22 protein-coding genes are annotated in these 23,942 nt (G+C 66.9%); 10 read left to right on the top strand and 12 right to left on the bottom strand.

Annotation, left to right across the window (positions count from 1 at the left end; all coding sequences use genetic code 11):
• The first annotated feature begins 9 nt into the window (after window positions 1–9).
• Both AC5P88_RS04345 and AC5P88_RS04350 read left to right on the top strand, forming a co-directional pair.
• On the top strand, window positions 10–966 hold the full coding sequence (locus tag AC5P88_RS04345; protein WP_495224408.1) for a hypothetical protein: 957 nt from the start codon (window positions 10–12) through the stop codon (window positions 964–966).
• Entirely contained in the window at window positions 963–1,682 is a 720-nt protein-coding gene (locus tag AC5P88_RS04350) for a hypothetical protein (RefSeq protein WP_495224410.1), read from the top strand. Before AC5P88_RS04345 ends, AC5P88_RS04350 begins: the two co-directional genes overlap by 4 nt.
• A 51-nt stretch (window positions 1,683–1,733) precedes the next feature.
• On the opposite strand, the gene AC5P88_RS04355 is transcribed toward AC5P88_RS04350, so the two are convergent.
• From AC5P88_RS04355 to murJ, 7 genes are all read right to left on the bottom strand, one after another.
• Window positions 1,734–2,399 carry a lysoplasmalogenase gene (locus AC5P88_RS04355; RefSeq protein ID WP_495224411.1) on the bottom strand — a complete coding sequence of 222 codons (666 nt, stop codon included), beginning with the start codon at window positions 2,397–2,399 and terminating at the stop codon, window positions 1,734–1,736.
• Window positions 2,396–4,279: a M61 family metallopeptidase gene (locus AC5P88_RS04360; protein ID WP_495224412.1), complete on the bottom strand. Its 1,884-nt coding sequence runs from the start codon at window positions 4,277–4,279 to the stop codon at window positions 2,396–2,398. The genes AC5P88_RS04355 and AC5P88_RS04360 overlap by 4 nt, the downstream gene beginning before the upstream one ends.
• A gap of 281 nt (window positions 4,280–4,560) precedes the next feature.
• The gene (ispH, locus tag AC5P88_RS04365) at window positions 4,561–5,511 is read right to left on the bottom strand and encodes a 4-hydroxy-3-methylbut-2-enyl diphosphate reductase (protein WP_049428543.1); all 951 of its coding nucleotides are present in this window, start codon (window positions 5,509–5,511) and stop codon (window positions 4,561–4,563) included.
• Between the two features lie 27 nt (window positions 5,512–5,538).
• Window positions 5,539–6,063, bottom strand: a complete 525-nt coding sequence (gene lspA, locus AC5P88_RS04370; RefSeq protein WP_049428546.1) for a signal peptidase II — start codon at window positions 6,061–6,063, stop codon at window positions 5,539–5,541.
• Window positions 6,063–8,894: an isoleucine--tRNA ligase gene (gene ileS / locus AC5P88_RS04375; protein WP_495224414.1), complete on the bottom strand. Its 2,832-nt coding sequence runs from the start codon at window positions 8,892–8,894 to the stop codon at window positions 6,063–6,065. The genes lspA and ileS overlap by 1 nt, the downstream gene beginning before the upstream one ends.
• Window positions 8,891–9,838, bottom strand: coding sequence for a bifunctional riboflavin kinase/FAD synthetase (locus AC5P88_RS04380; protein ID WP_111112447.1), 948 nt, complete (start codon window positions 9,836–9,838; stop codon window positions 8,891–8,893). The genes ileS and AC5P88_RS04380 overlap by 4 nt, the downstream gene beginning before the upstream one ends.
• Window positions 9,839–9,913: 75 nt before the next feature.
• Complete coding sequence (murJ, locus tag AC5P88_RS04385) at window positions 9,914–11,518, bottom strand: murein biosynthesis integral membrane protein MurJ (protein ID WP_495224539.1); 1,605 nt, start codon at window positions 11,516–11,518, stop codon at window positions 9,914–9,916.
• A 117-nt stretch (window positions 11,519–11,635) separates the two neighbouring features.
• Between murJ and rpsT the strand changes: the two genes are divergently transcribed.
• A complete protein-coding gene (gene rpsT, locus AC5P88_RS04390; protein ID WP_005408560.1) occupies window positions 11,636–11,905 on the top strand; it encodes a 30S ribosomal protein S20 in 270 nt (89 codons plus the stop codon).
• An 823-nt stretch (window positions 11,906–12,728) separates the two neighbouring features.
• On the opposite strand, the gene cgtA is transcribed toward rpsT, so the two are convergent.
• From cgtA to rplU, 3 genes are all read right to left on the bottom strand, one after another.
• A complete protein-coding gene (gene cgtA / locus AC5P88_RS04395) occupies window positions 12,729–13,781 on the bottom strand; it encodes an Obg family GTPase CgtA (protein WP_106549432.1) in 1,053 nt (350 codons plus the stop codon).
• A 193-nt stretch (window positions 13,782–13,974) separates the two neighbouring features.
• A complete protein-coding gene (gene rpmA / locus AC5P88_RS04400) occupies window positions 13,975–14,238 on the bottom strand; it encodes a 50S ribosomal protein L27 (protein WP_005415704.1) in 264 nt (87 codons plus the stop codon).
• Between the two features lie 18 nt (window positions 14,239–14,256).
• Entirely contained in the window at window positions 14,257–14,565 is a 309-nt protein-coding gene (gene rplU / locus AC5P88_RS04405; protein ID WP_006424709.1) for a 50S ribosomal protein L21, read from the bottom strand.
• A gap of 318 nt (window positions 14,566–14,883) precedes the next feature.
• Here rplU and uvrA point away from each other — a divergent pair, with 318 nt between their 5' ends.
• The 3 genes from uvrA (at window position 14,884) to AC5P88_RS04420 (ending at window position 19,095) form a co-directional block, all read left to right on the top strand.
• Window positions 14,884–17,877 carry an excinuclease ABC subunit UvrA gene (gene uvrA, locus AC5P88_RS04410; RefSeq protein ID WP_106549431.1) on the top strand — a complete coding sequence of 998 codons (2,994 nt, stop codon included), beginning with the start codon at window positions 14,884–14,886 and terminating at the stop codon, window positions 17,875–17,877.
• Window positions 17,877–18,284, top strand: a complete 408-nt coding sequence (locus tag AC5P88_RS04415) for an acyl-CoA thioesterase (RefSeq protein WP_108748941.1) — start codon at window positions 17,877–17,879, stop codon at window positions 18,282–18,284. Before uvrA ends, AC5P88_RS04415 begins: the two co-directional genes overlap by 1 nt.
• 85 nt (window positions 18,285–18,369) lie before the next feature.
• Window positions 18,370–19,095 (top strand): enolase, encoded by a 726-nt coding sequence (locus AC5P88_RS04420; RefSeq protein ID WP_495224416.1) that lies wholly within the window; start codon window positions 18,370–18,372, stop codon window positions 19,093–19,095.
• A 38-nt stretch (window positions 19,096–19,133) separates the two neighbouring features.
• Here AC5P88_RS04420 and AC5P88_RS04425 read toward each other — a convergent pair whose 3' ends face one another.
• Window positions 19,134–19,580 (bottom strand): copper chaperone PCu(A)C, encoded by a 447-nt coding sequence (locus AC5P88_RS04425; protein ID WP_495224417.1) that lies wholly within the window; start codon window positions 19,578–19,580, stop codon window positions 19,134–19,136.
• 34 nt (window positions 19,581–19,614) lie between these two features.
• Here AC5P88_RS04425 and AC5P88_RS04430 point away from each other — a divergent pair, with 34 nt between their 5' ends.
• The 4 genes from AC5P88_RS04430 to AC5P88_RS04445 all read left to right on the top strand — a co-directional run bounded on the left by AC5P88_RS04430 (window position 19,615) and on the right by AC5P88_RS04445 (window position 23,329).
• Entirely contained in the window at window positions 19,615–20,391 is a 777-nt protein-coding gene (locus AC5P88_RS04430) for an enoyl-CoA hydratase/isomerase family protein (RefSeq protein WP_495224418.1), read from the top strand.
• A 131-nt stretch (window positions 20,392–20,522) separates the two neighbouring features.
• Window positions 20,523–21,443 carry an acyl-CoA thioesterase II gene (gene tesB / locus AC5P88_RS04435; protein ID WP_005408551.1) on the top strand — a complete coding sequence of 307 codons (921 nt, stop codon included), beginning with the start codon at window positions 20,523–20,525 and terminating at the stop codon, window positions 21,441–21,443.
• A gap of 4 nt (window positions 21,444–21,447) precedes the next feature.
• Window positions 21,448–21,963, top strand: a complete 516-nt coding sequence (locus AC5P88_RS04440) for a pathogenicity-like protein (protein ID WP_495224420.1) — start codon at window positions 21,448–21,450, stop codon at window positions 21,961–21,963.
• A gap of 148 nt (window positions 21,964–22,111) precedes the next feature.
• Window positions 22,112–23,329 (top strand): RNA polymerase sigma factor, encoded by a 1,218-nt coding sequence (locus AC5P88_RS04445; protein ID WP_495224421.1) that lies wholly within the window; start codon window positions 22,112–22,114, stop codon window positions 23,327–23,329.
• 51 nt (window positions 23,330–23,380) lie between these two features.
• Here the strand turns inward: AC5P88_RS04445 and AC5P88_RS04450 are convergent, their stop codons facing one another.
• On the bottom strand, window positions 23,381–23,926 hold the full coding sequence (locus tag AC5P88_RS04450) for an EF-hand domain-containing protein (RefSeq protein WP_495224422.1): 546 nt from the start codon (window positions 23,924–23,926) through the stop codon (window positions 23,381–23,383).
• Between the last annotated feature and the right edge of the window lie 16 nt (window positions 23,927–23,942).

The following is a 23,942-nucleotide window of genomic DNA, read 5'->3' on the forward strand; positions in this document are numbered from 1 at the left end:
CCTCCCCCCATGAAAGCCTATCTCTGGTTCTGGGGCGCGTTCCTGCTGTTCTTCGCGTTGCCCTTCCCCTGCATCCTTTATTTCGGCACCTCCTGGCCGGTGGCGCTGGCTGATCGCAGCGCGCCGTGGCTGGCACTACTGCTGCTCGCCCTGTCACTGAGTGCATGGCTGGCGCTGCTGCTCGCCTTCCTGCATACCCTGCTGCTCGGCCCGCCGCGCGCCCTGCATCGCGTGCGTTCGATCCTCGCCGATGGCGAACCTCGTGATGCGCTGATTGAACACGCCGAGCAGACCGGTGTGCACGTGCGTGGATTCGCACAATGGAAACTGCAGCTGTCCTTCCAGAATCTGTCGGGCACCTCGATCAGCGAACAGCTGCTGGTGGTCGACAGCAAGCCGCAACTGCAGCGCTTCGGCGTCGGCAGGCACATCAATGCACGCCTGGGCCGGACGCCGGGCGCGTTCCCGAACGTGGTACTGGACGGTGCCCAGCCCGAACTGGATGTCGCCAGCCTGTGGCGGCGAAGCATCGGCGCTGCGATCGGCATCGTCCTTGTAGCCGCCGCCTATGTGGCGGCCTACCGGCTGCAGAGCGAGGGCCTTGGCTGGACCTTCCTGTCCTTCGGCCACCCGCTGCTGGTGTGCCCACTGGTGCTGTGTGGCTACATGCTGGGACTGCGCCTGCTTGGCCGCCTGCTGCAGGGTGATGCGCGCGGCGACGCATTGAAGTACCGCGGCATCGGCGTGGAGGCCAGGGTACTGAAGGTGCGCCAGACCGGCACCTACCTCAACGAGCAGCCGCAGGTGGAGTTCCAGCTGGAGTACACCGACCGTGACGGCGATGTGCAGCGGGCCAGCGTGCGTCGCTTCATTCCGCTGATCGACCTGGCCAACATCCCGCGCGAACACGTGACCCTGCTGTACGACCCGGATGACCGCGGCAACGTGCGCCTGGAGGACATGTGAAGCGGCCTCCTTCCACCCGACGGGTGTTTTCGCTGGTGCTGCTGGTGCTGGCCGGCGTGGCCGTAGCCGGCGGTGCATTGGGAACCATCGCCGAAACGCTGGGACATCCGATGCAGCCCGACCGTCCGCCGAGGCCATCTGCATCGCAACCGCCGCGCGAGCAGGCCGACTCACTGGCAACGGCGCCCGGACTGCAGCCCGCCCTGATGCCCGAACGCAGCAACCGGCTGTTCGATTCGGACTACCTGCTGGGCGCACGCCAGGCACTGGAGCAGTTGCCTGCATTGTCCGGACACCGGCTGACGGTGTTCCACAGCATCCACTTCTACGATGATGGCCGCATCAACCTGGACCTGGTCGATCCGCAGCAGCCGAACCACGTCGACAGCTATCACTTCGAACGCGGGCAGTGGCGCAAGGGCAACCCGGTGAACCCGCAGCAGTTCGCACCCACAATCAGCCTGCAACGCAGCAGCACGCCGCTGGCCAACATCGATTTCGATGCCGTGCCACGCGTGGCCAAGGCATTGCAGGAACAACGCAACGCATTGCAGAACCCGGCCTCGGAAGTCGGCCACGTCTACGTGATCGTGCGCAAGGCCGGCAAGCTGGCATGGCTGCCGGACGAGGTTGACGGCGACCGCGAATCGGCGCGCCTGCAGTTCGATGCACAGGGCATCGCGCGCAGCGTCAGAAAAGGGGACGGAGGGGATTAAGTCGTAATTGCCTTGATGCCGATGGCGACTTAATCCCCTCCGTCCCCTTTTCTATTTTACGGAGCGGGCGATGGCGTACTGCGCGGCGTAGTAGGTGGACAACACCAGCAGGCTGGCCAGCGGCAGGCCTCCGGCAAAGCGATCCCAGGCCAGCAATGAATCGCTGGCCACGAACAGCACGGCACCGGTTGCCGCCCAGCGTGCACTGCACGGTTCCGGCGCGGCCGCCTGAGGACGCGCCCATGCGCGTGCAAGTGCCAGCACCGCCATCGACGCCAGCACCACCACGTAGGCCAGCACCGGGATGCGCATCGGCGCCGGCAGGTGCGGCCACAGGCCAAGCACGTTGAGCACGGCGAAGGCACCCAGCAGCGCGGCAGCGGCGAGCAGCCCCCGGCCTGCGCGCAGGCCCTCGCGGAACGCGACGATGTAGCAGACGTGCGCCAGCAGGAACGCAACCAGCCCCGGCACGAAGGCGTCGATCGGCAGCATCAGCGCGATATCGCCCGCGCACGACAACAGCATGCCCGCCAGCACTACGCGCCGGTAGAACGGCCGCGCGGGATCGCGCACCTGCCAGGCGATGGCGGCGATCAGCAGCGTGGTGGCCGGCTTGGCCAGCCAGTGCAGCCAGCGCCCGTCACCGTGCAGGAACGCGCCCACAATGGCGAGGATCGCTGCCAGCAGGATCACGCCATCGCGGACGCGCGGTTTCATCGTGCCTTCCACAGGTCCGCCAGGCGGTCGGGCTTGCCGGTGATGCGTTCCAGCACCGGGTACTGCAGACCACCGTGGTAGTCGATGTTCATGGTCTCGATGCGGTCGAACTGCTTCACCAGCAGCACGATCGGCGCCTTGTCCTTTGCCGCAGCAGCGACCGCGTCCTTCAAGCGCTGGCTGCTGTACTCGCGCCCGCCCACGGCGATCACCTTCATGCCCGGCGCCAATCCTGCGTTGAACGCCGGGCTGTCCCAGATCACGTCACCGACCGAACCACTGTCGAGCACGGTCGCACCCAGCGAGTAGGCCAGCAACACGCCCTTGGCGCGCTTTTCCTGTGCCTTGTAGGCGTCGTTCGGCGTATCACGGTAGACCAGCTTCCAGCCGGCCAGCTCCAGGCCACCGGTCAGCGAACCATGTCCGTCCAGGCGGCCGCGCAGGAAGGTCGCCCAGTCATACGGTGCGATGCCGTTCAAGGTCGCCATCACGTCGTCGAAGGTGTACGGATTGACGTCCCAATCGCCATTGCCGACGCCGAAGAACGCACGCGCGAAGTCATCCAGGCTGCGGCGGTTGCCGCTCAGCTCGCGCAGCTTGCCTTCCACCTCCAGCCACAGCATCTGGCCGCCGGAGTAGTAGTCCTCGCTCATCTGGTAGTTGCGGTACGGCAGGGTGCGGCGCTGGGCGATGGTCGGGTCGTTGGTGGTGTCCTGCAGCGGGCGCCAGGCGAGGCCCGGGCGGCCGCGGTCATAGGTGGCGGCCACGTTGGCCAGCATGTCGCGCGCCTGCGCGACCGACCACAGCCCCGAACGTGCGGCCAGCACCTGGCCCCAGAACTGGGTCTGGCCCTCGTACACCCACAGCAGGCTGTCGCCCATCGGCACGTTGAAATTGGCAGTAGCCAGATCGGCGCCACGGCGGTACTTGCCGTTCCAGGAATGGGTGTACTCGTGCGGCAGCAGGTCGCGCATCCACGCGTTGCTGTCCCACTCGGTGAAATAGCCCGGATCGGCGCTGTTCTCGCTGGAGCGGTGATGCTCCAGGCCGATGCCGCCGAGACGGTCGGTCAACGCCAGCAGGAACTCATAGTGGTTGTAGTGGCGCGCACCGTAGAGCTTGTCGGCCTGCTGCACCAGCGCGCGGTGCATCGTGATCTGCGCATCGGTCGGCTTCAGCGACTTGGCCTCGTCGGCGAACACGTTGAGGTGCACCGGCACTTTCGCGCCCGGATCGAGGTCGATGCGCTGGTAGTGTTCGCCGGCGAACAGCGGCGAGTCGACCAGGTGATCATAGGAGATCGGCTTGAACACCACGGTGTCGCCGTCACGGCGCGCAGTCTCCAGTGCGGTGGCGAATGACCAGCCCTTGGGCAGCGTCACGCTGGCCTGCGCCTGCAGCTGGCGCGCATCGACACCGGCCGGATACAGCGAGTTGGCGTTCCACTGCAGGTTGAGCATCTCCGGGGTCATCACCACCCGGCCCTGGCTGCCGCCCTGCGAGGACAGGAAATCGAAGTGGGCGACGATCTCGCTGACGCCCTCGGGTACGTTCACCTTGAATGCATAGACGTTGTACTGGTCACGCTGCCAGGCCAGCGGCTTGCCGTTGGCGGTCACGCGCAGGCCGGCCAGCTTGTCGATCGGGCCGGTGGGCGAATGGTTGCCGGGAATCCACTGCGGGTACAGCAGGGTCATCGGGCCGGGCTTGGCCGGCACCGTGGCGGTCACCTTGAAGATGCGCCGGGCCAGGTCGCGCGCGTCCACGTCGATGCGCAACAGGCCGGGAGTGGCGGCGCTGGCCGGCGGCGAGGCCTGCGCCAGTGCAGGCGTTGCGCCCAGCGCGAACAGCACGGACATCACCAGGGCACGGGTCTTCATCGGGCGGCATCCAACAACGGAGAATCCTCCGATGCTAGGCCTGTAGAGTGCCCTGCCCCATGGCCAAAGGTCATGGGGCGCGCGAACCCCACCAGAAGCGGCAAACCCGGTAACAAGGCCGTGAGCGGTAGATCCACGCCATGCGTGGATGGGATGCATCCAGAAGCAGTGCGAACCAAGGTTCGCACCCACCTAGTGCAGGTTCGCACCCACCGTGTGCAGATTTACGGTAGATCCACGCCATGCGTGGATGGATGCATCCCCACCCGAGTCAGGTCCGGTCAATCGACCAGGCGCAGGCGCAGTTCCTTCGGCAGCGCGAACACCATCGATTCCGGCTCGCCATCCAGCTCGCCCACGCCGCTGGCACCCAGCTCGGCCAAGCGTGCCAGCACGCCATCGACCAGCACCTGCGGCGCCGAGGCACCGGCAGTCACGCCAATGTGCTGCTTGCCCACCACCCACGCCGGGTCGATTTCATGCGCGCCGTCGATCAGGTACGACTCCACGCCTTCGCGGCGGGCCAGCTCACTCAAGCGGTTGGAGTTGGAGCTGTTCGGCGAACCGACCACCAGCACCAGGTCGCAGCGCTTGGCCAGGTCGCGCACCGCGTCCTGGCGGTTCTGCGTGGCGTAGCAGATGTCGTCGTTCTTCGGGCCCTGCATCGCCGGGAAGCGCTCACGCAACGCATCGATGATGCCGCGCGTGTCGTCCACCGACAGCGTGGTCTGCGTGGTGTAGGCGAAGTTTTCCGGCTGGTTGATGTGCAGCGTGGCGACCTGCTCCACGTCTTCCACCAGGTAGATCTGGCCGGTACCGGCTTCGCGGTTCCACTGGCCCATGGTGCCTTCCACTTCCGGGTGACCGGCGTGGCCGATCAGCACCACGTCACGGCCGGCACGGCAGTGGCGGGCGACTTCGAAGTGGACCTTGGTCACCAGCGGACAGGTGGCGTCGAACACCTTCAAACCACGGCGCTCGGCTTCCTGGCGCACGGCCTGGGAGACGCCATGCGCGCTGAAGATCACCGTGTTGTTGTCCGGCACTTCGTCCAGTTCCTCGACGAAGATCGCGCCGCGCTGCTTGAGGTCGTCCACCACGAAGCGGTTGTGCACCACTTCATGGCGGACGTAGATGGGCGCGCCCAGCGTTTCGATCGCGCGCTTGACGATCTCGATCGCACGATCGACACCGGCACAGAAACCACGCGGGTTGGCGAGCAGCACATCCATCAGTTCAATCTCCCGGCAGCGGCCGGCTTACGGTTTCGGGTTGGCATTATCCGCCTTTTTGGCGGACTTGCCTTCGAACAGGCCAAACAGGGCGATGCCGATGGCACCCACCACGATGGCCGAATCAGCGATGTTGAACGAGGGCCAGGTGTAGCTGCCCACGTACCACTGGATGAAATCGACCACGTGGCCGTGCACCTGGCGGTCGATCACGTTGCCGATGGCACCGCCGATGATCAGCGCATACGGCACCGCGGCCTTCCAGTTGCCGCGGGCGGTGCCGCGCAGCCACCAGGCCATCAGGCCGCTGATGGCGATGGCCAGCGCGGTGAAGAAGTACTTCTGCCAGCCACCGGCGTCGCTCAGGAAACTGAACGCGGCGCCGGTGTTGTAGGTGCGGTACCAGTTCCAGAAGCCGTCGATGACCACCACCGGCTGGAACTCCGGCAGGCTCGACAGGACCCAGGCCTTGGACCACTGGTCCAGGCCGATGATGGCGGCCGACAGCAGCAGCCAGACCAGCGCGTTCGGGTGCGGACGGGGGGCGGCCATCAGAACCAGCTCCGTACTTCACCGGCGCCGGTGATGTTGCTCACGCAGCGGCCGCACAGTTCCGGATGATCGGCGTTGCTGCCGACATCGGCACGGTGGTGCCAGCAGCGCACGCACTTGGCATTGGTGGTCGGCTGGGCGCTGACGAACACTTCGTCGGTGGTCGCCGGGCGCACCTGCACGTCGCCACTGATGAACAGGAAGCGCAGTTCATCGGCCAGCGGCTGCCACTTCGCGGCCTGCTCCTCGTTGGCGGCAATGGTGATTTCCGCTTCCAGCGCGGCACCGATCGCGCCGTTGGCACGCATCGGCTCCAGCACCTTGGCCACCTGCTCGCGCACAGCCAGCAGCTGGTCGAAGTCGGTGGCGTTGAGCTGGGCATCGGCCGGCAGCGGCGCCAGGCCGTCGTACCAGGTGGTGAACAGCACGTGGCCGGCGCGTTCGCCCGGCAGGTAGCCCCACAGCTCGTCGGCGGTGAAGGTCAGGATCGGCGCGACCCAGCGGGTGAACGCTTCAGCGATGTGGTACATCGCACTCTGTGCCGAACGGCGACCGTGCGAATCGGTCGGCATCGTGTACAGGCGGTCCTTGGTCACGTCCAGGTACAGCGAACCCAGGTCCACGCTGCAGAAATTCAGCAGCAGCTGCACGATCTCGGCCATGTTGTAGCCGTCGTAGGCTGCCTTGATCTTCTCCTGCAGCTCCCACGCGCGATGGACGATCCAGCGGTCCAGCGCGACCATCTGGTCGAGCGGTTGCAGGTGCTGGGCCGGATCGAAGCCGTCCAGGTTGCCGAGCAGGAAGCGCGCGGTGTTGCGCAGGCGACGGTAGGCGTCGGCGTTGCGCTTGAGGATCTCCTGCGACAGCGACATCTCGTTGCTGTAGTCGGCCGAGGCGATCCACAGGCGCAGGATGTCCGCGCCCAGCTTGTTCATGATGTCCTGCGGCTCGATGCCGTTGCCCAGCGACTTGGACATCTTGCGGCCGTGCTCGTCCACGGTGAAGCCGTGGGTCAGGCACTGCTTGTACGGCGCGCGCTTGTCGATCGCCACGCCGGTCAGCAGCGAGGACTGGAACCAGCCGCGGTGCTGGTCGGAACCCTCAAGGTACAGATCGGCCGGCTTGCCGAAGCCGCGCGCGGCGAGCACGCCTTCATGGGTCACGCCCGAATCGAACCAGACGTCGAGGATGTCGGTGACCTTCTCGTAGTCGGCCGCTTCAGCACCCAGCAGTTCGGCGGCGTCCAGCGAGTACCACACGTCGATGCCCTCGGCTTCGACGCGGTCGGCGACCTGCTGCATCAGCTCCACCGAACGCGGGTGGATCTCGCCGGTCTGGCGATGGGTGAACAGCGCGATCGGCACGCCCCAGGTGCGCTGGCGCGAGATGGTCCAGTCCGGGCGACCGTCGACCATGCTCTGGATGCGCGCCTTGCCCCAGGTCGGGAACCAGCCCACGGTATCGATGGCGGCCAGCGCATCGCTGCGCAGGTTGGCCTTGTCCATCGAGATGAACCACTGCGGGGTGGCGCGGAACACCACCGGCGTCTTGTGGCGCCAGCAGTGCGGGTAGCTGTGGCGGATCGGATGGAACGCCAGCAGCGCACCGTTGTCGCGCAGCACGCCGACGATGGCCTCCTGCGCCTTCCACAGGTGCTGGCCGGCCAGCACCACATCACCTGCCGGCGGGGTCGATTCCAGGTACACGCCACGGCCGTCGATCGGCGTGACCTGACCGGCGTTGTACTTGTCCAGCAGGCCGTACTTCTGGCTGACCACGAAGTCTTCCTGGCCGTGGCCGGGGGCGGTGTGCACCGCACCGGTACCGTCCTCGTCGGAGACGTGGTCGCCGTTGAGCACCAGGATCTCGCGTTCCGGGTAGAACGGATGCGCCAGCAGCTGGTTTTCCAGCGCCGCGCCGGTGGTTTCACCGTGCAGCACGACCTCATCCACGCCATAGCGCTGCAGCGCGCGCTCGGCCAGCGCGGCGGCCAGCACCAGCCAACGGCGCTTGCCGTTGTGGGCCGGGCCTTCGGCCAGCACGTAGTTGATCTCCGCACCCAGCGACACCGCCAGCGAGGCCGGCAGCGTCCACGGCGTGGTGGTCCAGATCGGCACCGCCACTTCCACGTCGGCCGGCACGCTCACGCCGAACGCCTGGCCGATGGCCTGTGCATCACGCGCGGCGTAGGCCACGTCGATGGCCGGCGATTCCTTTTCCTGGTACTCGATCTCGGCTTCGGCCAGCGCCGAGCCACAGTCGAAGCACCAGTAGACCGGCTTGGCGCCACGCACCAGGTGGCCGTTGGCCACGACCTTGGCAAGCGCGCGGATCTCATTGGCTTCGAAATCGAAGCTCAGGGTCTTGTACGGGTTGTCCCAGTCACCGGTCACGCCCAGGCGCTTGAAGTCCACGCGCTGGATGTTGATCTGCTCTTCGGCGAACTCACGGCACTTCTGCCGGAATTCAACGGCGTCGAGCTTGGTGCCGACCTTGCCCCACTTCTTCTCGACCGCGATCTCGATCGGCAGGCCGTGGCAGTCCCAGCCCGGCACGTAGGGCGCATCGAAGCCGGCCAGGTAGCGCGACTTGACGATGATGTCCTTCAGGATCTTGTTGACCGCGTGGCCCAGGTGGATGCGGCCGTTGGCGTACGGCGGGCCGTCATGCAGCACGAACAGCGGGCGGCCGGCGGCGTTGTCACGCAGCTGCTGGTAGAGCCCCTGCGCTTCCCACTGCGCCAGAATGCCCGGCTCGCGCTTGGGCAGGTCGCCGCGCATCGGGAATTCGGTGGCTGGCAGGTTCAGGGTGGTCTTGTAGTCCTGGCTCACGCAGTGGCTCGCAATCTATGTTCGGAAAGGATGGCGCGCGCCTGTTCGGCGTCGCGGTGCATCTGGTCGGTCAGCGCCGCCAGATCATTGAATTTCTCTTCGTCGCGCAGCTTGGCAACGAATTCCACGTCGATGTGGCGACCGTACAGGTCACCCTGGAAATCGAACAGGTGCGCTTCCAGCAGTGGCTCCACACCCTCCACCGTGGGCCGGGTACCGAAGCTGGACACCGAAGGCCACGGCTGGTCGAACACGCCGTGCACCCAGGTCGCGTAGATGCCCGACAGCGCCGGGGTCTTCGGGAAACGCAGGTTGGCGGTGGGGAAGCCCAGCGTACGGCCGAGCTGGCGCCCGCGCACCACCCGGCCGCTGATCGCGTACGGACGACCCAGCAGGTCGTTGGCACGGGCGAAGTCGCCCTCTTGCAGCAGCTGGCGGATGCGGGTGCTGGAAATGCGTTCGCCATGCAGGTCGACCGCTTCGATTTCGCCCGCGGTGAAGCCCAGTTCGGCGCCCATCTTCTGCAGCAGGGCCAGGTCGCCACGGCGGCGGTTGCCGAAGCAGAACTCCGGGCCGATCCAGACTTCGCGGGCGTTCAGGCGCTGCACCAGCAGCTGGCGTACGAAGGTCTCGGCCGGCATCGCTGCCATCGCCGCGTCGAAGCGCAGCAGGCCGACCGCATCGACGCCGAGTTCGCGCAGGATCTCGACCTTGCTGCGCGCCAGGGTCAGCCGCGGCGGCGGTGTGCCCTGGGCGAAGAACTCACGCGGCAGCGGCTCGAAGGCCACCGCCACCGCGGCCACGCCCAAGGCGCGCGCGCGGGCGACCGCGTGGCGGACCAGCGCACGATGCCCCAGGTGGAGGCCGTCGAATGCACCGATACAGACCACGCTTCCGTTGGGGAACAGTTCCCCGCCCTCGACGCTTCTGAACAGCCTGCTCATCAACTCTCGTTCCGGCCCGACCGGGGCCGCCGCTTCAATGGTGTAACCCTGAAGTATAGCCGCCACAAGCGGTGATCAATGCCCGCGCAGGTCGCGCGGGCGGAAGCCCATCGCCACCATGGCCACTGCGTAGGTGGCACCGCCGCCGCCGACCAGCAGCGACAGGCTGCCGATCCGCTCCCACACACCCATCGCCGGGAACGCCGGCAGCCAGTGCAGCAGGGCCAGCAGCGCGGCGACCATGGCCAGGCAGGCCAACAGCAGGCGCAGCAGATAGCCGCCCCAGCCCGGCCGGCGCTGGTAGACATCGGTCTTGCCCAGCCAGTACCAGAGCAGGCCCAGGTTCAGGTAACTGGACAGCGCGCTGGCGATGCCCAGTGCCAGGTGCAGGCCCGGCTGCTTGCCGATGGCCGCCATCACGCCCTGCGCTTTCAGCTCGTCCGGCACCATCACCTGGTACAGCACCGCCAGCAGGGCGAAGTTGAACACCATGTTGGCCACCAGTGCGGCCACCCCGGCGCGCACCGGGGTCTTGGTGTCCTGGCGGGCGTAGAACGCCGGCAGCACCACCTTCAGCAGCGCGAACGCCGGCAGGCCGAAGCTCAGGCCATACACCGACAGCGCGGTCATCCGGGTATCGAAGGCACTGAACTGGCCGTGCTGGAAGATGGTCGCGATCAGCGGTTCGGCCAACAGCAGCAGGCCGAGCATGGCCGGCACCGAGATCAGCAGGGTCATGCGCAGGCCCCAGTCCAGCGAGCGCGAGAAGCCCTCGCGGTCGGTACTGACGTGGTGACGGGCCAGCGCCGGCAGGATCACCGTGCCCAGCGCCACGCCGAACACGCCCAGCGGCAGCTCCAGGAAGCGGTCGGCCAGCGACAGCCAGGACTGCGAGCCATCGGTCAGCTTGGCCGCGATCACGGTGTCCAGCAGCAGGTTGATCTGCGCCACCGAGGAGCCGAACAGGGTCGGCACCATCAGCGTCATCACCTTGCGCACGCCCGGGTGGCTCCAGCCCCAGCGCGGGAGGGTCAGCAGATTGATGCCCTTCAGCGAGGGCAGCTGGAACAGCAGCTGCAGGATGCCGGCGGCCAGCACCGCCCAACCCAGCGCCAGGATCTGCTTCTCCGGGGTGCCGCCCAGCCGCGGCGCCAGCCACAGCGCGCCGGCGATCATGCACAGGTTGAGGATGACCGGGGTCAGCGCCGGCATCGCGAAGCGCTGGAAGCTGTTCAGCGCGCCACCGGCTAGGGCGGTGAGCGAGACGAACAGCAGGAACGGGAAGGTCAAGCGGAACAGGTCGACCAGCAGGCCCTGCTTCACCGGGTCGGTATCAACGCCGCTTGAGAAGACCGAGGCCAGCTGCGGCGCGAAGATCAGCGCCAGCGCAGTGACCAGCATCAGCACCCCACCCAGGGTGCCGGCGGTGCGGGCCATCAGCTCGCGCAGCTCGGCGTGGCTGCGGGTTTCCTTCACTTCCGTGAACACGGGCACGAAAGCGGTGGCGAAAGAGCCTTCGGCGAACAAACGCCGCAGGAAATTGGGTACCCTGAAGGCGACCCAGAAAGCATCAGTGATGGCGTTGGTGCCGAACGTGGTGGTCACCACGAAGTCCCGGACAAGTCCGAGAACGCGCGAGACCATGGTCATGCTGCTGAACGACAGCAGGCCCCGCAACAACTTGGGTGAACTCACTCAGCGTCCCTCTTGACAATCGACTTGACGTGCATTTCTTACGCCATCATACTAGCTAGCTTGCTGTTCCCATAACACCGATTTTTTCAGGAAACCACCACCGTGGCCAATATCAAGTCCGCCAAGAAGCGCGCCAAGCAGACCGTCGTGCGCAACGCGCGCAACGTGGCTCAGCGCTCGATGCTGCGCACCGCTGTCAAGAAAGTGATCAAGGCGCTGGACGCCAACGATGCCGCCGGCGCCGAAGCCGCCTTCGCCGTTGCCCAGCCGATCCTGGATCGCTTCAGCGCGCGTGGCCTGATCCACAAGAACAAGGCTGCTCGCCACAAGAGCCGCCTGAACGACCGCATCAAGGCCCTCAAGGCCGCCTGATCCGGCGTTGCCGCCCTGCCCTTCGGGGTGTGGGCAGCAGACAAAAGCCCGGCCTCGGCCGGGTTTTTTGTTGCCTGCGATCCGGGGATTGCCACAGGTCCGGCGGCATCGGCCGGCCGCGTCGATTGGCCGCGTCGATTGGCCGCGTCGATTGGCCGCGTCGATTGGCCGCGTCGGCTGGCTGCGTCGACTGGCTGCGTCGACTGGCTGCGTCGACTGGCTGCGTCGGCTGGCTGCGTCGGCTGGCTGCGTCGGCTGGCTGCGTCGACGGGTTGCGTCGACGGGCTGCTTCGACTGGCTGCGTCGGCTGGCTGCGTCGGCTGGCTGCGTCGGCTGGCTGCGTCGGCTGGTTGCGTCGGCTGGTTGCGCCGGCTGGTTGCGTCGGCTGGTTGCGTCGGCTGGTTGCGTCGGCTGGCTGCGTCGACGGGCCGCTTCGACTGGCCGCTTCGACTGGCCGCTTCGACTGGCCGCTTCGACTGGCCGCTTCGACTGGCCGCTTCGACGGGGTAGAGTCGACTGTTAGTCGACTAACGCGCGCAGCGCGGGCTTTACGGGTAGCGCGAAGAGCAGTCGACTAACAGTCGACTCTACCCAGCCGGAGCCATTGCCCCAGCGGGAGCCATTGCCCCAGCCGGAGCCCGTCGCCCCAGCGGGAGCCATTGCCCCAGCCGAAGCCCGTTGCCCAAACTGGACCCACTGCCCCAACCGAAGCCCGTCGCCCCAGCCGGAGCCATCGCCTCAGCCAGCCAACCCCATCGCGCAGGCCACAAAAAACCCGGCCGAAGCCGGGTTTTCATCAACGCCAGTCGACTAACAGTCGACTCTACTGCGCGTCGCGGGCTTCCTGCTCTTCTTCCTTCTGGCGATCGAAGAAGGCCATGATCCGGCTCATGATCGGGAAGGTGCCTTCGCGGCCCAGCGCCGAGACAAGGAACCACGGCTCCTTCCAGCCCAGCTCGGCGACGATCTGCTCGGCCGCGGCCTTGGCCTCGTCCTCGAACATCAGGTCAGCCTTGTTCAGCACCAGCCAGCGCGGCTTGTTCAGTAGTTCCGGATCGTGCTTTTCCAGCTCGCGCTCGATCGCACGCACCTGCTCCACCGGCGAAATGCCTTCCACGCCACCTTCCATCGGCGAGATGTCCACCAGGTGCAGCAGCAGGCGGGTGCGCTGCAGGTGGCGCAGGAACTGCGCGCCCAGGCCGGCACCGTCGGCCGCGCCCTCGATCAGGCCCGGAATGTCGGCGATCACGAAGCTGCGGTAGTTCTCCACCTTCACCACACCCAGGTTCGGGTACAGCGTGGTGAACGGGTAATCGGCCACCTTCGGCGTCGCCGCGGAAACGGCGCGGATCAGGGTGCTCTTGCCGGCATTGGGGAAGCCCAGCAGGCCGACATCAGCCAGCAGCTTCAACTCCAGCTTCAGCGTGCGCTCTTCGCCCGGCTCGCCCGGCAGCGCCTGGCGCGGCGAGCGGTTGGTCGAGCTCTTGAAGTGCATGTTGCCCAGCCCGCCGCGGCCGCCCTTGGCCACCAGCAGGCGATCGTTGTGCTGGGTCAGGTCGCCGATGACTTCATCGGTGGCAACGTTGATCACCACAGTGCCGACCGGCACGGTGATGGTCAGGTCTTCGCCGCCCTTGCCATAGGCCTGGCGGCCCATGCCGTTCTCGCCGCGCTGCGCCTTGAAGATGCGGTCATGGCGGAAGTCGACCAGGGTGTTCAGGTTCTCGTCGGCGCGGATGTACACGCTGCCGCCCGCACCGCCGTCGCCGCCGTCCGGGCCGCCGAGCGGAATGAACTTCTCGCGACGGAAGCCAATGCAGCCGTTGCCGCCGTTGCCGGCGAACACTTCGATTTCTGCTTCGTCTACCAGTTTCATTGTTTCGATGCCTGCGATGGGCGCGGCCTGCCTGCCGTCGCCTTGAATGTCATGCCGGCCGCGGGCCGGCAACCCGGCACAGCCGGTCTTGCGTTCACTCTAACGAAAAGCCCCGCCGAAGCGGGGCTCTCCATGCAGCGTGCTCTTCATCCAGCACGGCCATGCCGGGGCATGGGTGCCGGCGATGCCTGGATCAGGCGTCGGCCGAGACGATGCTGACGGTACGACGCTTCTTGGCGCCCTTGACCGAGAACTCCACCTTGCCGTCCACGAGGGCGAACAGGGTGTGATCACGGCCCAGGCCAACGCCCGAACCCGGGTGGAACTGGGTGCCGCGCTGACGCACGATGATGTTGCCGGCTTCGATGGCCTGGCCGCCGAAGATCTTGACGCCCAGGTACTTCGGGTTGGAGTCGCGACCGTTGCGCGAGGAGCCTACGCCCTTTTTATGTGCCATGACTGCTTCTCCTGATGCTTAGCCGGCGATGCCGGTGATCTCGATTTCGGTGTAGTACTGACGGTGACCCTGACGCTTCATGTGGTGCTTGCGGCGACGGAACTTGATGATCCGGACCTTGTCAGCACGACCCTGGGACAGGACCTTGGCGGTGACGGCAGCGCCCTTCAGCGCATCGCCCAGCTTCACGCCATCGCTGTCGCCCAGCATCAGGATGTTGTCAAACTTGATCTCGCTGCCGACTTCGACTTCGAGCTTTTCGACGCGGAGCTTTTCGCCCTGCGCCACGCGGTATTGCTTACCGCCGGTGACCAGTACTGCGTACATGACCAGACTTCCTCTGTAGTTATTGTGGTCTATGGACTGCCGCCGTCGAGGGCGGACAGGAGCGGAATTGTACGCAGATCAGCGGGCGCGGGTCAAGTCAACCCCTGAACGGCCTGGGAAGCCCGGCCGGAACGGGGTCAGATCCCTTTTCACGTTGTGAAAAGGGATCTGACCCCTGCCTGTCGGCCTGTCTCAGAAGGTGAGACACCGGGCTGGCATTGTCGCCCATTGCCCCCATCTGGTCACCTCGGTAGGCTGACCGATTGCCGTTCCCTGCTGGCCCGGCACCCAGCCAACGCCCCCACAACCGGATCCCCCATGGCGATGGATTTCATCCGCATCCGCGGCGCGCGGACGCACAACCTGAAGAACCTCGACCTCGACCTGCCCCGCGACAAGCTGATCGTGATCACCGGCCTGTCCGGTTCGGGCAAGTCCTCGCTGGCGTTCGACACCATCTATGCAGAAGGCCAGCGCCGCTACGTCGAGTCGCTGTCGGCGTATGCACGCCAGTTCCTGAGCGTGATGGAAAAGCCGGACCTGGACCACATCGAGGGCCTGTCCCCGGCCATCTCGATCGAGCAGAAGTCGACCTCGCACAACCCGCGTTCGACGGTCGGCACGATCACCGAGATCTACGACTACCTGCGCCTGCTGTACGCCCGCGTCGGCACCCCGCGCTGCCCGGACCACGGCTATCCGCTGGAAGCGCAGACGGTCAGCCAGATGGTCGACCAGGTGCTGACCCTGGACCCGGAACAGCGCTACATGCTGCTGGCGCCGGTCATCCGCGACCGCAAGGGCGAACATGCACAGGTCTTCGACCAGCTGCGCGCGCAGGGCTTCGTGCGCGTGCGCGTGGACGGCGAGCTGCATGAAATCGATGCGGTGCCGCCGCTGGCGCTGCGCCAGAAGCACACCATCGAAGCGGTGATCGACCGCTTCCGCCCGCGCGAAGACATCAAGCAGCGCCTGGCCGAGAGCTTCGAGACCGCGCTGAAGCTGGGCGACGGCATGGCCTCGGTGCAGAGCCTGGACAACGCCGAAACCGCGCCGACGCTGTTCTCCTCCAAGTACTCCTGCCCGGTCTGCGATTACTCGCTGCCGGAACTGGAACCGCGCCTGTTCTCGTTCAACGCCCCGATGGGCGCCTGCCCTGGCTGCGATGGCCTGGGCATGGCCGAGTTCTTCGACCCCTCGCGCGTGGTGGTGCACCCCGAACTGTCGCTGGCCGCCGGCGCGGTGCGCGGCTGGGACCGCCGCAACGCCTACTACTTCCAGCTGATCGCCTCGCTGGCCAAGCACTACAGGTTCGACGTCGACGCGGCGTGGAACTCGCTGCCGGAGAACGTGCAGCAGGCCGTGCTGTACGGCAGCGGCGATGAAGCGATCACCTTCACCTACTTCACCGAAGCCGGTGGCCGCACCCAGCGCAAGCACCGCTTCGAGGGCATCATTCCCAACCTCGAACGCCGCTACAAGGAAACCGAGTCGCCGGCGGTGCGCGAGGAACTGTCCAAGTACATCAGCGAACAGCCGTGCCCGGAATGCCATGGCGCCCGCCTCAACAAGGCGGCACGCAACGTGTTCGTGGCCGACCGCCCGCTGCCGGACCTGGTGGTCCTGCCGATCGACGAAGCACTGAAGTTCTTCAGCGAGCTGAGCCTGCCCGGCTGGCGCGGCGAGATCGCCTCGAAGATCGTCAAGGAAATCGGCGAACGCCTCGGCTTCCTGGTCGACGTGGGCCTGGATTACCTGACCCTGGAGCGCAAGGCCGACACCCTGTCCGGTGGCGAGGCACAGCGCATCCGCCTGGCCAGCCAGATCGGCGCCGGCCTGGTCGGCGTGATGTACGTGCTCGACGAGCCGTCCATCGGCCTGCACCAGCGCGACAACGAACGGCTGCTCGGCACCCTCACCCGCCTGCGTGACCTGGGCAACACGGTGATCGTGGTGGAGCATGACGAGGATGCAATCCGCCTGGCCGACTATGTGCTGGACATCGGCCCGGGCGCGGGCGTGCATGGCGGCGAGATCGTCGGCCAGGGCACCCTGCAGGACATCCTGGAGGCACCACGTTCACTGACCGGCCAGTACCTGTCGGGCAAGCGCGCGATCGAGATTCCGGCGCGCCGGCACAAGCCGAACCCGAAGATGACCCTGCACCTGCGCGGGGCCAGCGGCAACAACCTGAAGGGCGTGGACCTGGCGATTCCGTCGGGCCTGCTGACCTGCGTGACCGGCGTGTCCGGCTCGGGCAAGTCGACCCTGATCAACGACACCCTGTTCTCGCTGGCCGCCAACGAAATCAATGGTTCCTCGCACCCGATCGCGCCGTACAAGGAGATCGATGGCCTGGACCTGTTCGACAAGGTGGTGGACATCGACCAGTCGCCGATCGGCCGCACCCCGCGCTCGAACCCGGCCACCTACACCGGCCTGTTCACCCCGCTGCGCGAGCTGTTCGCGCAGGTGCCCGAAGCGCGTGCGCGTGGTTATTCGCCGGGCCGTTTCAGCTTCAACGTGCGTGGTGGCCGCTGCGAGGCCTGCCAGGGCGATGGCCTGATCAAGGTCGAGATGCACTTCCTGCCGGACGTGTACGTGCCGTGCGATGTCTGCCACGGCAAGCGCTACAACCGCGAGACGCTGGAGATCCTGTACAAGGGCTTCAACATCAACGACGTGCTGGAAATGACCGTCGAGGATGCGCTGAAGCTGTTCGAGCCGGTGCCGTCAATCGCCCGCAAGCTGGAAACGCTGGTGGACGTGGGCCTGAGCTACATCAAGCTGGGCCAGAGCGCGACCACGCTGTCCGGTGGTGAAGCGCAGCGCGTGAAACTGTCCAAGGAGCTGTCGCGCCGCGATACTGGCCGTACCCTGTACATCCTCGACGAGCCGACCACCGGCCTGCACTTCCACGACATCGAAGCGCTGCTGGGCGTGCTGCACAAGCTGCGCGACGAAGGCAACACGGTGGTGGTGATCGAGCACAACCTGGACGTGATCAAGACCGCCGACTGGATCGTCGACCTGGGCCCGGAAGGCGGGCATCGTGGTGGCACCATCCTGGTCACCGGCACGCCGGAGGACGTGGCGGCCTGCCCGCAGTCGTACACCGGCCAGTTCCTGGCGCGGATGCTGCCCTCCACCAGCGCGCGTCCCGAGCAGCCGGCCGCCGTGGCCAACAAGCCCGACGCCCGCCCGCCGCGCAAGGTGAAGCCTGAGAAGCCGGCCAAGGTGGCGAAGAAGGCGGTGGCCGCCAAGAGCACCGGCAAGGCCAGCAAGAGCACGACGAAGAAGAAGGACGCCTGATGAGCAGCGAACACAAGATCCTGGCCCGCATCCCGATCAGCGTGCGCTGGCGCGACATGGACAGCATGGGCCACGTCAACAACGCCAAGTACATTTCCTACCTGGAAGAAGCGCGCGTGCGCTGGATGCTGGGCGTGGACGGCGTATCGATGACCGACCGCATCGCACCGGTGGTGGCCGCGACCAACGTCAATTACCGGCTGCCGATCGTGTGGCCCAACGACATCCTGGTCGAACTGTTCGTCGAGCGCCTGGGCAACAGCAGCGTGACCATCGGCCACCGCATCGTCGACCAGCAGGACGAGTCGAAGCTGTATTCCGACGGCAACGTGGTGGTGGTGTGGATGGATACGCAGACCGGCAAGAGCGCACCGCTGCCGGACGCGATCCGCAGCGCGTCGAGCTGATCCGCTCCTGGTAGATGCCGACCTTGGTCGGCGTTTGGTCCGCCGGGCATGGCCCGGCGCTACCGTTGCAATTCAAAGGACTGACATGATCCACCAGACTGAACTACGCGACCTGCTGCCCGGCATGGTCCCCTTCCCCGCCGATGTCTTCCCTGCCGACCAGGCGTGGCTCGCGCAGCACCTGCTGCCGCTGCTGAAGATCGACCTTGGCGTACTGCGCCCGGAACTGGCTGGCCAGGTGGCCACAATGCTGTGCCCGATCGAGCCGTATGACGGCTGCATCGGCGAGACCACCGAAGAACACCACAACGATTTCACCGGCATCAACTGGATCGCCTTCGAACTGACTGCCGGCAACGAGATGCGCTTCCTCGGCAACGAGGGCTACTTCATCAGCGACGCGGAGCAGGACAAGCACGCGCAGGAACACATCGCGCAGATGCGTGAGAGCTACGCCAAGGCCCGCGACTACCATGCCGCGCACGGTCGCCTCGCCTGCTACTCGCGCTATGGAAAGGGTGAGGCCAGCGAGCGCGATTACCTGGATACGCTGGGCGGACCGATCGGTTTCGGCAACTGGACCGAGACCGCAGAGATTCCCGCGGCATTCGAGCTTGGCTTCACCGAGGCTGCCGATGATCCCGACGCCCCGGACGATGCCGAAACGGTGATCATCACCCGCAATGGCAACAAGTTCTTCGCCGTGGCAGACGTCGCCGGCTACAACTGGTGCGCCACCGGTGCCGATGCGATCGTGATGCTGTACGAACCGGTAAGCCGCACGGTGCTGTTCTCGTACGACTGGACGTAGCGTCCCGCCGGGCCATGCCCGGCGGAACGGGCGATGCGTTACGGCGCAGCCTTGCGCACGGTCAACGTCGCACTCGCTTCACCACCGCCTTCCAGTTGCAGCCGCAGCGGCAGCGCCTGGCCTTCCTTCAACGCACCCTTGCCCTGCATCAGCATCAGGTGCAGGCCACCGGGCTTGAGCTCGGCACGCGCGCCGGGTGCCAGCGGCAGGCGTTCGATCGCGCGCATGCGGCTGACGCCATCGACAATCGTGGTCTCATGCAGCGACACATCATCGAAGCTGCTGCTGGTCGCCCCGGTGATCGCCACCGCCTTGCCGCAGCCGTTGTGGATGACGCCGTAGCCAGCAGTCATCGGCATCGCCGGATTCGGTGGCAACCGCGCCCACCCCTGCTCCACCGTGACGCAGGCCGGTTCTGCGGCCGAGGCCGATGCTGCAGCCGCACACAGAACCAACAGTACGCCAACGAATGGTTTGGTTATCATCGCCCAGGTTCCTTCTTCGCAACGAGACCGCAGCATGACGACGCTCATCGAGGTGATCAACCATGGCCCCATCCGCGAACTGCGCCTGGCGCGGCCGCCGGTCAACGCACTGGACACCGAACTGTGCCGGCAGTTGATCCATGCCATCGAGCTGGCCATGGCCGAAGACGCGCACGGCATCGTGCTGTCGGGCAGCGAGCGTATCTTCACCGGCGGCATGGACGTGCCGCACCTGCTCTCGCACGGCGATGACAAGCACAAGTTGTTGGACACCTGGAACGCCTTCTTTGGCGCCGTGCGCACGCTGGCCGAGAGCCGCATCCCGGTGGTCGCGGCGATCACCGGCCACGCCCCGGCTGGCGGCTGCGTGCTGGCCCTGTGCTGCGACTACCGGGTGATGGCGCGCAGCGCCGATCCGTCGCGGCCGTATGCCATCGGCCTGAACGAAGTGCAGGTGGGCCTGATCGCACCGGAGGGCATCCAGCGCCTGCTGCGCCGTTCGGTGGGCGTGCACCGCGCCGGCGTGCTGCTGACCACCGGCTCGCTGGTGCCAGCCGAACAGGCGCTGCAGATCGGCCTGGTCGATGAACTGGCCGAAGGCGACCTGGTGGTGGCGCGCGCCATCGCCTGGCTGCAGAACCTGCTCAAGCAGCCGCGCCAGCCGATGCTGCTGACCCGCGCCATCGCCCGCGCCGACCTGCACGAAGCGCTGCACCCGGACCTGATCCAGCTGGACCGCTTCGTCGAGGCCTGGTTCGCCCCGGATGCACAGAATGCGCTGCAGGCCCTGGTGGCGCGCCTCGGCAAATAACGGTAGTGCCGGCCGCTGGCCGGCAGCCACAGGCACCCCAAGAGGATCATGAGGTTGCCGGCCAGCGGCCGGCACTACCGAAGATCGGGCAGCCGGCCTGCACCGGTATAATCAGGCCCTCTTTCCCTGTTGTGGCCGCCCCCTTGAACGACACGCCCGAACCCGTCGTCTCCGAGCTGATCGACCTGCTCACGCTGGAGCGGCTGGAGGACAACCTGTTCCGCGGGCAGAGCCGCGACATCGGCACCAAGTACGTGTTCGGCGGGCAGGTGCTGGGCCAGGCGCTGGCCGCGGCGCAGGCCACGGTCGACAACGGCCGCCACGTGCATTCGCTGCACGCCTATTTCCTGCGCGCCGGCAACATCGACCACCCGATCGTCTACGACGTGGACCGCACCCGCGACGGCGGCAGCTTCTCGGTGCGCCGGGTCACCGCGATCCAGCACGGCAAGGTGATCTTCTTCTGCGCGGCCTCGTTCCAGCAGGCCGAGACCGGCGCCGAGCACCAGCACAAGATGCCCGAAGTGCCGCAGCCGGAAGACATCGAGCCGAACCGCCCTTTGCCGGCCGAAGTGCTGGAACGCCTGCCGATCAAGGTGCAGCGTTGGCTGTCGCGCGGCGGCCCGTTCGAATTCCGCCATGTCTACCCGCGTGACGAGCTGAACCCGCCCAAGCGCCCGCCCTACCACCAGGTGTGGCTGCGCCTGAGCGAACCGGTTGGCGATGCGCCGGAGCTGCATCAGGCGCTGCTGGCCTACGCCTCCGACTTCCACCTGCTGGGCACGGCGACCTTCCCGCACGGCATCAGCTACTACCACCCGCACGTGCAGATGGCCTCGCTCGACCACGCCATCTGGTTCCACCGCCCGTTCCGCGCCGACGACTGGCTGCTGTATTCGCTGGACAGCCCCAGCGCGCAGGATTCGCGTGGCCTGGCCCGCGGCCAGTTCTTCACCCGCAACGGCGTGCTGGTGGCCAGCACCGCGCAGGAAGGCCTGATCCGCGTCGTTCCCGACCAGGCCGCGGCCGCCGCCGTGCCGGCCAAGGAGTAAACCCATGCGCCAGATCTTCAGCAGCCAGCGCGTGGAAACCGTCGAAGGCGTGGCCGAGCTCCTGCGCGAGCATGGCATCGACGTCAAGGTCACCAACGGGCGCTCGTACAAGACCCGCCGCCGCGGCCAGTTCAGCTATACCGACCTCGGCAACGCCAACGCCTACCCGGCGGTGTGGATCGTGCGCGCCGACGACCAGCCGCGCGCGCGTGAAATCCTGCGCGAGGCGCGCCTGCTCGACACCACCCGTCGCGACCATCCGACCGCCGAGTTCGCCTTCCGCGACGCCCCGGAAGCGGGCAGCGGCGGCCGCAGCTGGGCCTGGCGCATCCGCATCGCGCTGCTGGTGGTGATCGCCGGCGTGGCACTGGTGATCGGCCTGCGCCACCGCGGCGCCCCGGCGCCTGCGGCACCGGCCCCTGCCCCACAGGCGCAGCCGCAGCAGGCGCAACCGGCCCCGCAGGCCGCGCCGGAAGAGGAAGAGGAAGAAGTGCGGGTCCGCATCCAGCCGTCCAAGTAAGGGGCGGTAGCGCCGGGCCATGCCCGGCGAGCACAGCGGCCTGGCAGCGACGCCGCCGGGCATGGCCCGGCGCTACCGGCAGGCAAACCGGTCACAAACTGCGCGCAGCGCCGTCATGGGACACAATCCCAGCAGGAGAGCCGCCGCCATGACGACGTTCGCCGCATCGATCGACCAGACCCTGGAACGCGAACTGCCCGCTGCCGCCAGCGGTTGCCAGCACGCCTACGGGCGCATCGTTCTGGCCTGCCAGAACACCGTCACCGCCATCGCGCTGGCCATCACCCGCGACCGCCAGGCCAGCGAGGACATTGCCCAGGAAGCCTTCGTGAAGGGCTGGCAGCAGCTGCACCAGCTGCGCAGTTCGACCAGCTTCCTGCCCTGGCTGCGCCAGATCACCCGCAACCTGGCCCGCGACTGGCTGCGCGCGCAGCGTGGCCGGCCGCTGACCGGTGAGGCCGCCGAGGTGGCTCTCGGCATGGCCGCCGACCCGGCCCCGGGTGCCGCCGACCGCCTGCAGCGGGTGGAAGAAGAGATCGCCGCCGAGGACATCATTTCCGCACTCCCCGCCGACAGCCGCGAAGTACTGCTGCTGTACTACCGCGAAGGCCAACGATCGCAGCAGGTGGCCGACCTGCTCGGGCTCAGCGACGCGGCGGTGCGCAAGCGCCTGTCACGCGCCCGCGCCCTGGTGCGTGACGGCCTGCTGCAGCGCTTCGGTGAGTTCGCCCGCAGCAGCGCACCGAGCGCCGCATTCGCCACCGCCGTGGTGTCGATGGTGCTGGTCGCGGCGCCGGGTACGGCCAGTGCCGCGATCCTGCTCGGTACCGGTGTCGGCATCGGTGGCAGCAAGCTCGGCCTGGGCGGCGTCAGCGCTGCCGGCGGCACCGCGATGGGCACGCTGACCGCTACGCTGGGCCAGCTTCACGTACTGCCGGTCGCAAGCTGGGGCGCGGTCATCGGCGGCGTGCTCGGCGGCGCGATCGGCAGTTATCTCGGGGCCCGCTTCCTGATGTCATATGCCGAGACCGAGCGTGAACGCACGCAGGTCCGAGGCTTTGTGCGCCTCAACGTCGGCACAAGCCTGGTCTGGTGCCTGACAATGCTGCTGGCTGCGCTGACGCAGGCCCCGGTCTGGGGCCAGTTGCTGCTGTTGGCACTGGGTCTGGCCGTGGTCAACTACCAGTGCCTGGTGCCGCTTCAGCGCCTGATGGCACCGATGATCGCACGTGATTCAGCAAGGCGCGGCCACAGTGGAACCAACTGGAAGTTCGAATCGATGTATGGCCGCACCGGCATCATCGGCGCGAACGTGTTCGTGATCGCGCTGGTGGTGTACACGCTGATGCGCAGCGGGCATCTTTAACGGACAACGCCGGCAATGCGCCGGCGTTGTCGTCAATCCCTGCGTTGAACCTCAGCGCTGCGGCTTCGGCGCAGCGCCGTCGCGCGGACCGCCATGCATCGGACCCTTGGCTGCGTCGAACTCGGCCTTGCTCAGCTGGCCATCCTTGTTGGTGTCGGCGGCAGCGAACCAGGCATCACGGCGCTGCTTCATGCGCAGCTCGCGATCGGCCTTGTCCAGATAACCGTCCTTGTTGAGGTCGAGCTGGTCGAAGCGCGCGGCCAGGCGCGGATCGGCCTTGGCTTCCTCGCGGCTGATGCGCCCGTCCTTGTTGACGTCCAGCTTGGCCCAGCGCTCGCCGCCGTGGCCACGGCGACCATGCTGCCAGCGCGGCAGTTCATCGCGCGAAAGCTTGCCATCCTTGTTCTTGTCCAGCTCGTCGAACTTCGCGGCCAGGCGCGGGTTGGCGGCCGCCTCGCTGCGATCGATGACGCCGTCGCCGTTGGTGTCCAGCTTGGCCGGACGCTGTGCCGGCGCGGCCGGGGTGTCGGCCGCCAGCGCGATGCCGGAAGCGGAGGTGCCGAGCAGCAGGGCCAGCAGCAGGGGGGTACGGATCATGGGGTCACTCCTGGGA

Source organism: Stenotrophomonas sp. YJH_SMC_8, assembly GCF_059371315.1.

Bases quoted from the DNA above. Each gene is read 5' to 3' on its own strand.
- ispH (WP_049428543.1), bottom strand. From the start codon at position 5,511: ATGGATGTGCTGCTCGCCAACCCGCGTGGTTTCTGTGCCGGTGTCGAT.
- AC5P88_RS04425 (WP_495224417.1), bottom strand. From the start codon at position 19,580: ATGATAACCAAACCATTCGTTGGCGTACTGTTGGTTCTGTGTGCGGCT.
- AC5P88_RS04430 (WP_495224418.1), top strand. From the start codon at position 19,615: ATGACGACGCTCATCGAGGTGATCAACCATGGCCCCATCCGCGAACTG.
- AC5P88_RS04440 (WP_495224420.1), top strand. From the start codon at position 21,448: ATGCGCCAGATCTTCAGCAGCCAGCGCGTGGAAACCGTCGAAGGCGTG.
- AC5P88_RS04380 (WP_111112447.1), bottom strand. From the start codon at position 9,838: ATGAGCAGGCTGTTCAGAAGCGTCGAGGGCGGGGAACTGTTCCCCAAC.
- AC5P88_RS04420 (WP_495224416.1), top strand. From the start codon at position 18,370: ATGATCCACCAGACTGAACTACGCGACCTGCTGCCCGGCATGGTCCCC.
- AC5P88_RS04450 (WP_495224422.1), bottom strand. From the start codon at position 23,926: ATGATCCGTACCCCCCTGCTGCTGGCCCTGCTGCTCGGCACCTCCGCT.
- lspA (WP_049428546.1), bottom strand. From the start codon at position 6,063: ATGGCCGCCCCCCGTCCGCACCCGAACGCGCTGGTCTGGCTGCTGCTG.
- uvrA (WP_106549431.1), top strand. From the start codon at position 14,884: ATGGCGATGGATTTCATCCGCATCCGCGGCGCGCGGACGCACAACCTG.
- rpmA (WP_005415704.1), bottom strand. From the start codon at position 14,238: ATGGCACATAAAAAGGGCGTAGGCTCCTCGCGCAACGGTCGCGACTCC.
- AC5P88_RS04445 (WP_495224421.1), top strand. From the start codon at position 22,112: ATGACGACGTTCGCCGCATCGATCGACCAGACCCTGGAACGCGAACTG.
- AC5P88_RS04415 (WP_108748941.1), top strand. From the start codon at position 17,877: ATGAGCAGCGAACACAAGATCCTGGCCCGCATCCCGATCAGCGTGCGC.
- AC5P88_RS04360 (WP_495224412.1), bottom strand. From the start codon at position 4,279: ATGAAGACCCGTGCCCTGGTGATGTCCGTGCTGTTCGCGCTGGGCGCA.
- AC5P88_RS04345 (WP_495224408.1), top strand. From the start codon at position 10: ATGAAAGCCTATCTCTGGTTCTGGGGCGCGTTCCTGCTGTTCTTCGCG.
- AC5P88_RS04355 (WP_495224411.1), bottom strand. From the start codon at position 2,399: ATGAAACCGCGCGTCCGCGATGGCGTGATCCTGCTGGCAGCGATCCTC.
- rplU (WP_006424709.1), bottom strand. From the start codon at position 14,565: ATGTACGCAGTACTGGTCACCGGCGGTAAGCAATACCGCGTGGCGCAG.
- cgtA (WP_106549432.1), bottom strand. From the start codon at position 13,781: ATGAAACTGGTAGACGAAGCAGAAATCGAAGTGTTCGCCGGCAACGGC.